Origin of the sequence: Alteromonas sp. W364 (genome assembly GCF_031846205.1) — a bacterium.
Classification (GTDB): Bacteria; Pseudomonadota; Gammaproteobacteria; order Enterobacterales; family Alteromonadaceae; genus Glaciecola; species Glaciecola blandensis.
Genome location: NZ_JAVRID010000001.1, coordinates 166059 through 182331 on the forward strand (window position 1 = coordinate 166059; position 16273 = coordinate 182331).

Here is a 16273-nt window from a genome sequence, read left to right on the forward strand (position 1 = left end):
CCTTAGCTTGCTGGGTTTTTTCTTATTCTCAATGACATCAAATGCTGAATCATGGCATAGTATATCCATCGCAAATGGACCTCACGAGAAGTAGTGCTAACCCTATATCCTTCCAACAAATTAGAGCATCTAAGCTATTTGCTTAACGCCGTTATCCAGAAAAGTGAACAAGCTGTTCTAGCGCCTAAAATTATCTTAGTCGAGAGTACAGGGATGCAACATTGGTTAAATATGCAGATTGCGCAACATAGCGGTATTGCTATGAATTTGTCTTTTCCAATGCCAACACGTTTTGTATGGCAACTGTGTCGCGATATTTTGGGAGATGATAAGGTGCCTTTGCAATCGCCCTACAAACGGGAAGTAATGCAATGGCGAATTGAGGAAATACTAGCGTCTCCAGCTTTCATTGAGCAAGGGTTTGAAGCAAAGCTAGAAATGTATTGGCACTCGCAAGATTCCAACACAACTGAACTGAAAAGGCTTGATCTCGCTCGACTTATTGCGGATACATTTGAACAATATTTAATGTTCCGTCCGCAATGGTTACTAGATTGGGAAGCGGGCGAATCGATTGCGTCTGGTGCTTCCTCCGATAGAGTGAATGCAAGTATACTCAAACATGAACAATGGCAGCGTTGGATATGGTTAGCGTTAGTCAAACAGGAACCAAACCACCCGGTTCGACTGCAAAAAAACGCAGTAGAGGCACTTGCAAAAAGTAAGCACGTATTACCCAAAGAAATACATTTTTTTGCGATTAATACCATGGCGCCACAAACCTTGGATTTCTTCAATCAAATCGCAAAGTATTCACATATTCACTTCTATCATTTAAACCCGTGTATTGACTATTGGGGAGATGCGAGCTCTGACAAAGCGATTGCTGCAAAACTGAAACAAGGTCAAATTGATGCATGGGTATCGCAACAAAATATCAATCCTTTGTTGCGAAACCTCGGTGAACAGGGCAAAGATTTATTCAATCTGCTTTCGAATGCGAGCAATTACGAAATATCGGCCTTCGATGCTGATTATCCCAGCAGTTCGGTTGGCATAAGTTATCTTCATCAGGTGCAATCACAAATATTACAAGGTGAGAATGGGGGGAGCAATGCAACAGGCCTTGCAAGTAAAACAAACTCTGGCGCTGAGTCAAAGAACGACGAATCAATCGTACTGAGGTCATGTCATAGTCCTTTGCGTGAAGTACAAGTGTTACATGATTTTCTACTTGCTAAAATGGCAGATGATCCTGAACTTTCACCTCAAGATGTATTGGTGATGTGTCCAGCTATTGAAGACTACTCTCCGTATATTGGGGCGATTTTTGGTAAAGGTGTTAGAGAGCTAAACCGAGATGAAAACAAAAAGATCCCTTGCTCAATAGCGGATCGCACAGCACTTGATGCTGAACCTCTCATTGCGGCTTATATGCAATTATTATCGCTACCTGATAGTCGTTTTAGTGTGATTGAGTTACTGTCATTTCTGCAACTGCCCGCCGTAATGTCTAAATTCCAAATTCAATCGACAGACCTTGATATGTTCGAACACTGGATTGAACGTAGCAATATTTTTTGGGGCTTAAATGAGCAGCATCGACAAGCTGTTGTGGGCTCGCCGGAACAGAGTGCTTTTTATACTTGGGAATGGGGTTTATCTCGGATCTTAGAAGGTTTCGTACACGCCGATAACACGAGTATTCTTGCTGATGGCTGCGTGCCGGTAAACTTACTTGAAGGACAGTCCGCGCTGGCTTTGGGTAAACTTATTCAAGTGATTGAGAAGTTAGCACAATATCGTCAAACGCTCACTCAAATGCGCACGATGGATGAATGGAAGGCATACTTGTTAGCCTTGAAAGATGCTATTTTTAGCACCGCTGACGAGTCCGGTAACGATACTTATGCCTTGCATTTATTAAGTCAAACTCTGGGGCAGTTTTTCGAACATGTCGATATGGCTAAACACTATGATAAGACAGATGCAACAGCCAAAAAGTGGTCATATTTGAGTATCCGAAACGCCTTAAAACAATCATTTTCTTCCCCCGACAGTAGAAACCATTTTATGACCGGGCAAGTAACATTTTGCTCAATGATGCCAATGCGCAGTATTCCTTTTAAAATCATAGCAATACTCGGTTTGAACGATGAAGGGTTTCCGCGTAAAAACAGTCAAATTGATATTGACCTTATTCCCCAATTAGGCAGAAAAATAGGCGACCGTTCTCGTCGAGGGGATGATCGCTACCTCTTTTTGGAGGCCATACTGTCGGCAAGAGAAACATTGTACCTGAGCTATCAAGGACGCAGTATCAAAGACAATAAAGTGAAAGAGCCCAGCTTGGTGCTCAGCGAATTTACAGACTATATAGGTAAGCAGTTTGGCGAATTAGTAGGGCAATGTGAACAGCAGTCTTTGCACCCATTTTCATCTGAAAACTATGCCGCGCTACCAATACGTAAAGTACAGCAAAGTTATGATGTGGGCTGGTATCGATTGATGACGCTCATTCATCAAAATCAAATAAAGCCAAGCCGTGAGAGTTGTACTGAGCAAACGACTTGCGATGAGAATACGAGTGCACAGGCACCAATAAGCCTGAGTATGAATGATTTAGTACGATTTTATAAAGACCCGGTCAAAGCTTACGCAAATCAAGTTGAAGGTCTGTACTTAGATGAGGTTCAACCTAAGATACTGGATGTAGAGCCCTTTGTAGTCAATCATTTAGATAAATATAGCGTGATTCATTTCTGTACTGAAGAACTGAATAAAATGAATGCACATGACACACTTGAGCCGGTGAATGCAGGATCACCGATCCAATTGCTGCAACAACGTCTGCTAGGCTCTGGTGATATTCCAAGAGATGAAGTGAATAGGGCTACCTTAAATGAATGGATAAGCCAGAGCCATGTCTTAGCTGCAAATTTGCAAAATTATTGGCCTCTTGAATTAAAATCCGGAAAGTTAGCATTGAGTCATGGTGAGTTGAGCTATCAGTTTGAAATGGCTAAGCATACGGTATTGGGTTTTCACACCAGTAACCGCAAATTAAAAAGCTTGTTTGAAATTTGGTGTCAGTATTTGTGTTGCATTGCTGACTCAGATGAGACGGACGAGCCCTACAGCAGCGCATTTTTTAATCTTGAGAAAGTGAAAGGCGATACGGTATGTCGGGTAACACGATTTAAAACAATAGGGTCATCTGAAGCGAGAGAGTTGCTAGATGAACTCATCAAATACTACAAGCAAGGAATGCGTCAACCAGCACTAGTGATCCCCGAATTAGCAGAAGGTTTGATTAAAAAAATCAGTAGCGATAAGTCATTTGACCCACACGCTGCAACTGCAGAAGAATATGCGGATCACCACTTGATGTTGAAACGTTGGGAAGATGTTTTTACTAACTCATTTATGCCGGCTCGTTTTGTTAGTTCGCCGTACTTTACGCACTATTTTGACGAAGTGCCTGATTTTTCACTACAAAGTGTGAAGGCACTTTTAGCGTGTTTCCAACGTTTATCTGCAAGTATTGAAATGAGTTCAGCGCCAATACAAGAAGCGGATGTAAACTCAGCAGGTGTTTTTTCAGGGGAGGATTCGAAATGAAGATACTTGATCCTCTCGCCCTCAACTTGCACTCAAGGCATCTAATTGAAGCGAGTGCAGGCACAGGTAAAACGTTCAACATCACACGCTTGTATGCCCGATTAGTATTAGAGAAAAGGTTACCAGTACAACAAATACTGGTCATGACCTTCACTAAAGCTGCTACGGAAGAGATTAAGTCACGGGTAGCAGCCTTTTTACGAGAGTTGGCAGATGACTGGGAAAAGGAAAAGCCGGACACATTCACCCAAGAGTTGATTTCCATCACGGGAATTGAAGAGGGTCGCAACCTACTGACAGCGGCATTATTGTCGATGGATGAAGCTGCTATTTTTACGATCCATGGTTTTTGTCAGCGAGTGTTAAAGCAATTCGCAGTGTCACTGAACATGGAGTTAGAACCAGAGCTGCTGAATGACACTGCACCGATGAGCTTACAAGCGGTACAAGATTGGGTGCGTAGTATTAGTCATGATAGTGATAAGTTATTAGCGCTGGCAGAGCAGGACTGGCACGACCCTGCGGCCTTCCATCGCAGTTTTCAAACCGCGTTTGATAGTCAACAGTCTCTGTCTCGACCAAGCTTGAAGGACATAGTCCAGAGTGCCTATGATAATATTTTCCATTGGTTAGACGAGAATGATGTGTTGGATGACTCTCTGTTGAAAAGTGTCACTGAACATCGTGCTGACTTATTTGAGGCGGTAGTTTCTCATCATAAAGACTGCGATAAGCGTAGTGAAGAATACGCTGTACTTGAAGCTTGGTTAAAGTCGTTCAGTGCGTTGTCCTCACTCCAGGTTGATTATACGGGTGAGCAGGAAAGCTTAATTGAGCGCTTCAGCGAATTTGTAGACCAAATTGTAGCGCCAGAGGAAGTTGGGCAATTTATACAAGGTGGTCGCTACGGAAAATTCCCTGAGTTAAAAGCTGCCTTGGAACCAGTCAGAGAGTTTAGAAAAAAACTGAATGCTGAGAGCCAAAAGTGGAGAACTAAGTTATTAGCACAATTGCGTCTTGCTCAAGTCTTAGATATAGCCGAAGAGGGTATTGTGCATGTTCAGAAAAATCTCAAACGCGCGAAAGAGCAAGCGCAAACACTGAGTTTTAATGATCTTGTTAGACAGTTGGCACAAGCCTTAGATAGCGGTAATCAGACACTAATAGATGCGGTTAGAGCACAATACCCAGTTGCGTTAGTCGACGAGTTTCAAGATACCGATAGCCACCAATACAAAGTCTTAGACTTACTCTACCCGCGCAACGACCCAACAAGTCTATTAGTCATGATTGGAGATCCAAAACAAGCGATTTATGGCTTTAGAGGTGGGGATATTTTTGTCTACCTCAAAGCAAAGCAGGAAGCTGACGAAATATGGATGATGGATACTAATTGGCGTTCGAGTGACGCTATGATCACCGCATACAATCGCATATTTTGGGGGCACTCCTTACGTGAGAAACTACCTAGGCCTGTTTTTGGGCAAGGCATAGACTACGAAATTATTCACTCCACGGATGGCGCCAAGGCAGCAAAGCATCCTTTATTCGACCCATCGAAGAAACGCAGTGCGGTCACATACATGGTCGCTAGTGATGGCGCTCGACAAGATGCTCAGTCACGCTTAAGAAACAAACCCGCTGAGCTTGAATCTCAAATCGTGGATTGGAGCTGTTTCGAAATCCAGCGTTTGCTGGCTGAAACTAAGATTGGAAACGTGAGAACTAAGCCGAGCGATATAGCGATTCTGGTTAAAGATGGTATTCAGGCCGATATCATGCAGCAAGGTTTATCGCAAAAAGGTTTATCATCAGTTTATTTAAGCCAGAAGAAACCGTTATTTGAGTCTGCAGAGGCAATAGAAATTTATCGAGTGCTGCTGGCCATACACAAGCATAAGCATATCCCAGTTCTTTCGGCGGGACTAACTAGTAGCATGTTGGCCAACACTGTGTTGAACGAAAATAATGAGTTAGGAGCGAGTGCCGACCCACGTCTTCTTGTCAGCGACATGCTAAAAGATCCCTTGCACCCATCGTGGGATAATCTAAGCGCTAGTTGTGAGAGTTACCTTCGGCTGTGGGAAAACGAGGGCGTATTTAGCCTGCTAATGCATCTTATTAAAGCGAACTATCAACCAGCTTTGAAACCAGAACGCAGTATCACTAATATGATGCATGTGGCAGAATCCTTAGCGTCTATAGCGACATTGAATAAACTGCCGGAACAACAGCTTGCTTGGTTAGGACATCAGGTTTTCGATCATACTACTGATGATGAGTTGCAGCTGCGCCTTGAAAGCGATGCAAACTTAATAAAAATTGTCACTTTACATGGTTCAAAAGGCTTAGAGTATCCGGTGGTCTTCGTGCCGTTTGCGAATAAATACAAAGACCCTTCGATGCGCCGCATGAAGCCGATTCAATATTTTCGCTATCAAGACCCTCAGACACATCAAGCCATTTATCAATTGGGGGCCACTGCGCATTCTGTACAGCATTTTGTAGCGCAGTCTCAAGAGGAGGATGTTCGTTTATTGTACGTGGCTATTACGCGAGCTGAACATCGTTGTTACCTTGGACTTGTCGATGATATCAAAACGGCTAACTCGTCATTAAATCGTAGCTTGGGCATACCATCAAGAGTGCTTAATAGTAGTAATGAAAAAGAAGCCGCAAGTAATACACTGCTACCCTGGATGTTAGCCAATGTATGCGAAAACAAGCAACAGAATTCAGCTAATGAAGAAACGGTAACTTGTAACCATAACTCACTGATAGTGGTCGGTGATGGCTTTTTGGAGCTTGAAGCGCCGGCCTTCGCTAATCGTGATAAACATACAGAACATGAGCCTCAGCTAATGACAGCGTTCGAAACGCTGGCTGTAGGCACGCGCTTACCTTGGATTATTAGTTCGTTTTCGAATATCAGTCGCTTCACAGCCTCTCATGACAATGAGCATTTTGATATCGCACAACCGAAGCAGTTAACTCTGCACAAAGTTGAATCAAATCTAGAGCATAAAACGCATGCCAGAGAGTACAACAACACTGAGCAGAATTTGCCAACAGAGCTCAGGTTTACTCTCAAAAAAGGAGCTGAAACAGGCAATTTGCTGCATGATATTTTAGAAAACGTAGATTTCAGTAATGCCAATTGGGCTGAAGCGTCACAGGTAGCCTTAACTAAATTCACTGACTTAGATGACAATGACAAAGACGCACTTTTTGTTTGGCTAGAAGCGTGCTTATTAAGTCCACTTAAGGATGGATTACGCTTAGCTGATCTTAGTTTGTCACAAACGCTCAGAGAAGCTGAGTTTTATTTTCCGATGGCAAACGTTAATGTGCAAGCTCTCGGGCGAGTACTCAATGACTATAGAGATAGCCGTGCTGCAAAATTTCGTTGTGAAGCCCTAAAGGTAAACATGCAGCATATTCAAGATCTACAAGGAATGATGCATGGATTTATTGACCTTATTTTTGAACATCAAGGTCGGTATTTTGTGGCGGACTACAAGTCAACGCATCTTGGAAACGACTTCGAGTCATACTCCTTTTTAGCTTGTCATGAAAATAATCAGCAACACCTATATGACCTCCAATATTTGTTATATAGCCTTGCTTTGCATAAATACTTAAAGGCAACGTTGCCAAACTATCAATTTGAGCAGCATTTCGGTGGTGTGTATTATTTTTATTTACGTGGCATGGCACCAGAGTCACCGGTATATAAAGTCAGCAACGAACTAACTTGCCATTCTGGCGTCTTTTTCGACGATATTGAGTTCGTGTGGCTAGAGCGTCTCCAAGGGATATTTGAAGGCCCGGAACATACGCGGATATCAGATGATAAGCAGGGGATTAAATAATGATATTGGACACTGCTCTTGTTCAACAATTTGAATTGTACCGCTCTAGCGAACATTGTATGGCTCGGCTCCAAGGGATTGAAGCGATTGACTATTTTTTTGCTTGCCAGTTGTTAGCGCCTCGATTCAGCAAAGAGCAAGCTCATGACACGTCGAAGGTACCTTTAGAAAAAGGACAAGTGCAGCAGGTATTTCATATTCTACTTGCTCTTTCAATGTATCAACGTATGGGGAACAGCTGTTTAGAGCTTAATAGTATTGCTGGAAAAGTATTGTGGCAAAACCTCGGGGAAGGTGTGGTTGAAGTCGATGAAAGCAAAGGATTTACGTTTGGTAGTGTTGCTAGTTTGATTTCTGATATCAATGCGTTTCTGGCGCAAAACACGCAACGACAAGATTTGGTACTTCAAAGTGAGGGAAAAACCTTGTTGTTTACTGCCAGGTATTGGCACTATGAAGAAGAAATAGCGACGTATTTTAAGCAAAACCAGCAAGAGTTTGCCAGTGGCGAGGCCTTAAGGCAAATACGCGAGACAGTCAGTGAAGTCTGGCCTTTATTATTTCCAGATTCGCACGAAGTGCAAGCCAAGAATATTGACTGGCAAGCGCTTGCGGTATTGAATACGATGCTTTCAAAAACGTCTATCATTAGCGGTGGTGCAGGAACCGGAAAAACCTATACCGCGGCGCGCGTATTACTTACGTGGCTAATCCTACAACCAAAACAAGAATTAGTAAGGGCGGATACTTCGAACACACGTCATGCCAAAATATTACTGGCTGCGCCGACTGGAAAAGCAGCGCAACGTTTGGAACAATCGATTGACAATGAACTCAATCAATTGGAACAGCATTCACCCCTTGTCGGTGCATGCAAACAACTTCGAGACATGAATCAAGCGAAAACATTGCATCGACTTCTCGGTATTAGTTTTCAGAGTATTGATGCTAAATTCAATGAAAATAAGAAACTAGACTGTGATTTATTGCTAGTTGATGAAGTCTCAATGGTTGATATTGCAATGATGGCCAAACTCATCAGAGCCATGCCAACACACGCAAAGCTAATTTTATTAGGGGATGCTAATCAGTTACCCTCAGTTGAAAGTGGTGTGGTGCTGAAGGACTTAGTGAGCAATTACGATGCGAGTATCGTTCGCAGTAATGGTTACAGTGCTAGGCATATCGAGTTATTACGCACAATTGCGCCACACATGAATCTTGAGGCCTTAAATCGTCGGCAAAATGATGAACAGGCATATTTACACGATCATGTCAGCCTGTTGCAACAGACACGCCGCTCTGAAGGGGTCGTAAAAGGTTTTAGTGACCTTATTCTTGATGTCAATACCGACTCTCCGCGGGCTTTGCTTGCGCTTACAGAGATGTATGATAGCCATTTGGTAAATAGCCATTTGGACCCAGCATCGGCGAGCACACCAGCATCAGCGAGCAAAACCAAGGGATTGGCATTTTATTCAGGCGAGGCTGCATACACAAATGCATATGAGCTTGCGCCACAATTGATTATGAATATGGCGGCAAATTACAAAGCGATGTTTTTTGCGGGATCAGCATTACAAGCGCTTCAATCATTAACCAGCTACCGTTGCTTAACACCAACCAATACCGGCGTCTTTGGTACACAATCCTTAAATTATCATATAGAAAAAGCCTTAGTGCGCCAAAATTGTGCAGTTGACATCAATGGCATCTATCAAGGCCTGCCGATAATGGTAGTTCAAAACGATTACCGCCTTGGGATATATAATGGGGATGTAGGCATCATCTGGCAAGACGAAAGCCAACGCTTAATGGCTTGGTTTGCCAATGCTAATTTTACTCAGATTCGCCGCTACAGTATTAGTTCACTGCCACAATACGAACGCGTTTACGCAATGACAATTCACAAAACGCAGGGCTCGGAGTTCGAGGCAGTAGATTTGGTATTGCCTACTGTATTCAATGATAATCTGAGTAGGGAATTATTATACACTGGGGTGACACGAGCAAAAAAACGTCTGAATGTCATAAGCAGTAAAGAGATATTAATAAAAGCGATCAAAAACAAGGGAGTGCGTTTTAGTGGCTTACCAGACAAGTTAAGAGCACCTCTTGTTGGCTAGATTTGTTTGGCAGCGTAAAAGTTAATTACTCATAATCGAAAAAGCAAGGATCGCTTTAGATTTGCGTAAATCGGAATTTACTTTATGAATTTTGACTGCTTGAGCGAATGACAACTGGTTGCTCTCGACTCGAATAAATTGCTGAGCATCAAAGTATTGTTGGTGATGTAAGCACGCCAATTTGCTTAAGTCCGAATAATCTATCCACCCGATAACCTGGCCTGGGTAAACAATCATATTTTCCAAGCTTGCAATATCTTCTCTAAAGGTAAGATTTACGCCGAATACCGGTCGGTCTGAGAGCGTAATTAGCGTTGTCTCATCGGCAACTAAGGAGAGAATGGTTTTTGATAAGCCTTTGTCGTGGCGTACGTTTACACTGGATAATGGCATCGACTAACTCTATTATATTCAGTTACACGGGCAATTAATTGTGTCAATTCATTGCAAGGTAATTCTTCTTAGCCTGAAGTATAGTATGCTGGTGGAAAGGTGTGATGATATAGATCAATCAAAAGGGTAATGGCGTCACAACGGCGTCAAGCTTCAATGAATCGCTTTTGAAAGTAATAAATAATAATAAGAAACAATTTTAGGGAGAGGGAAATAATGCGATTTAATGTGAAAAGTGCTCTAAGCTGTTTCGTGCTGATATTAGCATGTCAATGGCAAGCCCTAGCAAATGATGAAAGCTTTTTAGATGGTAAAACTCAAATAAACGGTTTTGTCGATGTGCTGTACTCCAAGGCAGATGATAAAGTCTATTTGGCGTTGAGAAAAGAACAACTTGAGCAACAAATGCTCTTTCAAAGTAGTTTACCGCAAGGCGTCGGCTCAAATGATATTGGTCTTGATCGTGGCCAACTTGGCGATACCAGATTAATCACTTTCCAACGATTTGGAAATAAAATCTTATTGAAACAGCTTAATACGACTTATCGTGCAAGCTCATCAAATGAAGCTGAGCGTAAGAGTATCGATGAGGCATTCGCCGATTCAATCATCGCGGGTTTTACACTAGCGCATGAAGACAATGATTTTATATATTTTGACTATACTGACTTTTTACTCTCCGACATACATGGTGTAGCAAGCAAACTCAGTCGTACGGGGCAGGGATCTTATTCTCGCGATACTAGCCGTTCCGGTATTTATCTTCCAAGAACGAAAGCATTTGATTTAAACACTGAACTTGAAGCGCTTGTCACTTTTGCTGGCAGCCCCCAGGGGAGTTACATCCAGCAGGTAGCCCCGGATGCAAAGAGCGTGACAGTGCACTTGCATCACTCTTTCATTCAATTGCCGGATGATAATTATCAAACCAGAACGTTTCATCCTTATTCTGGTTTCTGGAAACACAGTTATATCGACTACTCTGTGCCGATTGACGCTGACATGGAACGCAAGTTTATCCCTCGCCACCGTTTAGCGAAAAAAGACCCCGAAGCACAACATAGCGAAGCAATCGAGCCGATTGTCTATTACCTTGACCCGGGTATTCCTGAGCCGGTTATGACAGCTCTGAAAGAGGGCGCACTATGGTGGGATCAGGCATTTACCGCAGCCGGTTATAAAAATGCCTTTCAAGTAAAGGTATTACCTGAAGATGCCGATCCGATGGATGTTCGTTACAACGTTATCCAATGGGTGCATCGAGCAACAAGAGGGTGGTCATATGGTAGTTCAGTCATTGACCCTAGAACAGGTGAGATTATCAAGGGGCATGTCACTTTAGGTTCTCTCCGAGTAAGACAAGATTTTCTCATTGCTCTGGGCATGACTAGTCCGTTTACTGAAGATAAGCCAGATACCTCACCACAACTTAATATGGCACTCGACCGCATCCGTCAGTTATCTGCACACGAGGTTGGACATACTTTAGGTATCGCTCATAACTTCGCAGCAAGCGAAAACGATCGCGCTTCTGTGATGGATTACCCACACCCTCTGTTTGAACTTGTTGATGGTGAAATTAGCCTAGCAAATGCATACGATAAAGGGATAGGCGATTGGGATAAGTTTGTAATTGCTTATGGTTATCAAGATTTCACAAACAATCAAAATGAAGCGATAGCATTGGCAGAGCTTGTTGCTAAGGCGCAAGAGAAAGGATTCTTGTATAAGTCTGATCCTGATGCCCGTATCGCCAAAAGAGCCTCTGCAGATGGTCACCTATGGGATAATGGAAGTAACGCAATAAAAGAATTCGAGCGAATGTCAGCGGTCCGAAATGATGCGCTAGCAAACTTCGGGGCAAACTCACTCCCACTAGGTGAGGCTTTATCTTCACTAGAAGAAAGATTAGTGCCTATTTATTACTCTCACCGTTATCAGCTTGATGCTCTAGTAAAGCAGATTTCTGGTGTGAACTACGATTATGAAGTGAAACAACAGGGTAAAAGCTTAAAGGGCAATAGTTTTGTAAGCGGCGAGCAACAGTTCAAAGCCCTTGACCTGATGCTTGAAAGTGCTAGTGCCGACTATTTGCGCCTATCTAATGAGATCAGTGCTTTAATTAACCCTAAGTCCTACGGTAGCAACCGGAATCGAGAAAGCTTTAAAGGACGCATGGGCATTGCATTTGACCCAATTAGTGCCGCAGAGGCCGCAGCTGGTTACTCAATTAACATGCTACTTGAGCCAATTAGGCTTAATAGGCTCGCCTACCAGCATAGTATTGATAAGTCGATTCCTAGCGTAGAGGCCGTAACGAAGAACGTCTTTGAAAAACTGATCAAGCTGAAGTCGAGCGATACTTTAGAACAGCGTATTCGACAGACTGCACTTAGTATTTACTTCGATACCATGATGTCAGATGAATTATCACCCGATGTTAAATTACAAATGCAAGCGCAGTTGTTGTCTTACCAAGGGTGGTTGAAAAGGAAAGATAAATCGCCTGAAGGCAAAGTGCTCTTGAAGTATATTGAACATTATTGGCAAAGTGGTGTTTGGCTGGGAAGCTTTGCAGTGAAACAATTGCCGCCGGGTTCACCCATATAAACGAAAAGTGAGTAAGAACAAAAGACGACTTTACCTTTAACAGGTGAGTCGTCTTTTTTTGTGAATTTATATAACGCGACTATAGCGCAGTTGATGAGCAGGTTGAGACAAATACTGGTCAAAGCTCATGCAAATGTTTCGCACCAACATTCTTCCTCTATCTGCGATTTGAATAGAGTGCTCGTCTATTGTCACCAGCTGATCGTTCACAAAGCTTTGCAAGTCTTGTAAGGCGTCAGAAAAATACTCATCAAAATGAATACTATAGCGATCTTCAATGCTTCGCTTATTCAATGCGAAGTTACACATTAGGCTATGAATGACATCTCTTCTGATCTGATCATCATTGTTAAGAGCAAGCCCTTTAATAATTGCAGAACCCTGACTCTCGACAGCTTGATAGTAACTTTTAAGATCTTTTTCATTTTGCGCATAAAACGAATGAATACTACTTATGGAGCTGACGCCCAAGCCTAACAGCGCTGAATGCGATTTAGGGGTATAGCCTTGGAAGTTTCTATGCAAGTGACCCGCTTTAAGCGCTTTGCTTAATTCATCATCGGGCTTGGCAAAGTGATCCATGCCTATGAATACATAGCCAGCTTTAGTTAAGTAGTCGATGCCTAATCGAAGGAGGTCGAACTTACTATCTGCGTCAGGTAGCCATTCATCTTTGATTTTCCGTTGTGCAGCAAACTGCGATGGCAGATGAGCATAGCTGAACATTGAAATGCGATCAGGGTCAATCTCAATCACCTTTTCCAGTGTTTCAATAAAGGTTTCTGCGGTTTGCAGAGGGAGGCCATAAATTAAATCCAAATTGATAGAACGAAAATTAAACTGTTTCGCTCGCTCTACTAACTGACAAATAAACTCGGTGCTTTGTACCCGATTTATTTTTTCTTGGACTTGCTTGTTGATATCCTGAACACCAATACTTAAACGGTTAAACCCAACACTGGCAAGATCATCAACGTAGCTTAACTCAATTTGTCTTGGGTCAACTTCAATGCCTGCTTCTAGTTCGTTAGAAAAGGTAAATGAAGCCTTCAATTTGTTTATCAAAGTTTGCAGCTGTGTTTTATCTAAGAAGCTAGGGGTGCCACCACCTAAGTGGATTTGTGACACTTGAAAGGCAGAAAATTGTTGACTACGGTGTTCAATCTCTTTGAACAGAAACGCTAAATATTGATCGGCTTTATGCTTGTGGCGCGTCACTATCTTATTGCATCCGCAGTAATAACAGAGCGAATGGCAGAAAGGGATGTGAATATATAAAGACAGTGCCTGTTTTGATTTACCTTGAGACTGTTCGACAATTAAGGATTCAAATTCATTTTCTGTAAAGCCATCATGAAACGACAGTGCCGTAGGATAAGAAGTGTATCGTGGTCCTGCGGTGTTGTATTTGTTCAGAATGCTCTTGTCAAAATATTCTAGGGTTGCCATGCAAACTCTTCTTTTATGCTAAGTACGAATTTAGGTGCAGTATATCTATCATTGTCCCCCCAAATATTGATCTCAAACAGCGTTTTCCCACATATCATTCGCTAATCAGACTATATCACTACAATCAATTACACTTATTAACCCAAAGGAAATAACATTTTGTTAACGATAAGTGTTTTTTTAGTGCGGCACTTAAGCGCAAGATTGGCGCTGATAATGAATGATAAGGAAACGACCTATGGGGCAGTTATATTTAGTGAGACATGGTCAAGCATCTTTTGGAGCTGCTGATTATGACAAACTAAGTGATGTGGGTATCAAGCAATCAGAATTATTAGGTGAGTACTTTGCTCAACGGAATATTCGTTTTGATAGCATCATTACTGGCGACATGCTCCGACACAAGGAAACTGCCAGCGGGATCCAAAAAGGCTTGAGTTGCGGTTTAGCTCAAGAGATAGATGCCGGTTGGAATGAATTTGATTTCAATGCTGTGGTTAGTGCCTATCTGCAAGTATTTCCTGACCAAAGGCCTGCGAGTAACGCGCCAAGAGCCGCTTTCTATCGCTTACTCAAAGCTGCAATGCTTGCTTGGTCAAAAGGTGAGTTGCCAGGAGCATTACCCGAAACATGGGAGCAGTTTACCGGTCGGGTGAAACAAGCTGTTGATAATGTATGTGCCTCTGAGGCTAAGCATGTACTGGTAGCAAGTTCTGGCGGTGCTATTGCGATTACGATGATGAATATGCTGGATTTGAGTATCGATAAAACAGTGAATTTTAATTTACAGATTAAGAACACCAGCGTTAGCCATTTTTACTTCAACAAAGATGGGATTCAACTCAGTAGCTTTAATAACGTTGGGCATTTAGATACACCCGAGCATATCCCATTAATTACCTACAGTTAGCTATGTAGACAGAAACTGGGCGACAGAATATAAACACGATGAGTGAAAAAGGATAGAAATATGAACTTTGATTACAGTGAAGAAACTAAAGCTCGAATTGAAAAATTGGATGCTTTTATGCAAGAGCATGTGTATCCAAACGAAGAAAAGTATCACGACTTAGTACACAGTGGTCAGTCACCTTGGAAAACGCCTGATTTAATGGAAGAACTTAAAGCGAAGGCGAGGGAAGCTGGTCTCTGGAATTTATTTCTACCTGAAGAATATCTACCTCACGGTGCGGGTTTGTCTAACTTAGAATATGCGCCTTTATGCGAACTAATGGGACGGTCTTTGTGGAGCTCAGAAATTTTTAACTGCAGCGCGCCCGATACCGGCAACATGGAAGTCTTAGCAAAGTATGGGAATGATGAACAAAAGAAACAATGGTTAGAGCCATTGTTAAACGGTGAGATCCGTTCAGCATTCGCGATGACTGAGCCAGAAGTCGCATCATCAGATGCTACTAATATTGAAACTTCTATTACTCGTGATGGCGATGAGTACGTTATTAATGGTCGCAAATGGTACACCAGTGGCGCGATGAACGAGAATTGTAAAATCATGGTCGTCATGGGTAAAACTGATCCGAAAGCGGCAAGACACCAGCAACAATCTCAAATTCTTGTGCCTCTTGACCAGCCCGGAGTAACTGTTGTTCGTCCTATGTCTGCAATGGGTTATTTAGATGAACCTGTTGGTCATGCTGAAGTATTGTTCGACAATGTAAGAGTGCCCGCATCAAACTTATTGGTCGGCGAAGGCAAGGGTTTTGAAATTGCACAAGGGCGTCTCGGTCCGGGCCGAATTCATCATTGTATGCGTTTGATAGGTTGTGCACAAAGAGCCTTAGATATGGCTTGTGAGCGTGTTGAACAAAGAGTAGCGTTTGGTCAACCTTTAAGTAAGCAACAGTCGGTGAGAGAAGGTATTGCAAGCATGTATTGTAAGATTGAACAAGCCAGGCTACTGACCCTGAAAGCAGCAGATCATATGGATAAATATGGCAACAAGGTAGCGAAAAACATCATTGCTGCAATAAAGATTGTAGCGCCTAAGATGGCTTGCGAAGTAATAGATGAAGCAATACAAATGCATGGTGCTATGGGGACATCACAAGACACTGTGCTCAGTGCTACCTTGGCATACGCTCGAACCATCAGGCTAGCTGATGGGCCTGATCAAGTTCATATGATGCAACTTGGTCGTAATCTAGTGAAGCAGGCTGCTGAATAAGCACTTTGAAAAAATAG

The 16273-nt window shown here is 42.5% G+C and carries 8 protein-coding genes; 6 read left to right on the forward strand and 2 right to left on the reverse strand.

What is annotated here, in order from left to right; translation table 11 throughout:
* The first annotated feature begins 93 nt into the window (after positions 1 to 93).
* From recC to recD, 3 genes are read left to right on the forward strand one after another with little or no spacing between them, the layout of a single operon-like run.
* Positions 94 to 3621 carry an exodeoxyribonuclease V subunit gamma gene (gene recC / locus RM556_RS00715; RefSeq protein ID WP_311373620.1) on the forward strand — a complete coding sequence of 1176 codons (3528 nt, stop codon included), beginning with the start codon at positions 94 to 96 and terminating at the stop codon, positions 3619 to 3621.
* Positions 3618 to 7493 carry an exodeoxyribonuclease V subunit beta gene (recB, locus tag RM556_RS00720; RefSeq protein WP_311373621.1) on the forward strand — a complete coding sequence of 1292 codons (3876 nt, stop codon included), beginning with the start codon at positions 3618 to 3620 and terminating at the stop codon, positions 7491 to 7493. Before recC ends, recB begins: the two co-directional genes overlap by 4 nt.
* Positions 7493 to 9619, forward strand: coding sequence for an exodeoxyribonuclease V subunit alpha (recD, locus tag RM556_RS00725; protein WP_311373622.1), 2127 nt, complete (start codon positions 7493 to 7495; stop codon positions 9617 to 9619). The genes recB and recD overlap by 1 nt, the downstream gene beginning before the upstream one ends.
* A gap of 21 nt (positions 9620 to 9640) precedes the next feature.
* Here the strand turns inward: recD and RM556_RS00730 are convergent, their stop codons facing one another.
* The gene (locus tag RM556_RS00730) at positions 9641 to 10012 is read right to left on the reverse strand and encodes a hypothetical protein (RefSeq protein ID WP_311360048.1); all 372 of its coding nucleotides are present in this window, start codon (positions 10010 to 10012) and stop codon (positions 9641 to 9643) included.
* A 216-nt stretch (positions 10013 to 10228) separates the two neighbouring features.
* Between RM556_RS00730 and RM556_RS00735 the strand changes: the two genes are divergently transcribed.
* Entirely contained in the window at positions 10229 to 12622 is a 2394-nt protein-coding gene (locus tag RM556_RS00735; RefSeq protein ID WP_311373623.1) for a zinc-dependent metalloprotease, read from the forward strand.
* A gap of 66 nt (positions 12623 to 12688) precedes the next feature.
* On the opposite strand, the gene hemN is transcribed toward RM556_RS00735, so the two are convergent.
* Entirely contained in the window at positions 12689 to 14071 is a 1383-nt protein-coding gene (hemN, locus tag RM556_RS00740) for an oxygen-independent coproporphyrinogen III oxidase (protein ID WP_311373624.1), read from the reverse strand.
* Between the two features lie 238 nt (positions 14072 to 14309).
* Between hemN and RM556_RS00745 the strand changes: the two genes are divergently transcribed.
* A complete protein-coding gene (locus tag RM556_RS00745; RefSeq protein WP_311373625.1) occupies positions 14310 to 14981 on the forward strand; it encodes a histidine phosphatase family protein in 672 nt (223 codons plus the stop codon).
* A 60-nt stretch (positions 14982 to 15041) separates the two neighbouring features.
* On the forward strand, positions 15042 to 16256 hold the full coding sequence (locus tag RM556_RS00750) for an acyl-CoA dehydrogenase family protein (RefSeq protein WP_311373626.1): 1215 nt from the start codon (positions 15042 to 15044) through the stop codon (positions 16254 to 16256).
* Positions 16257 to 16273: the final 17 nt, after the last annotated feature.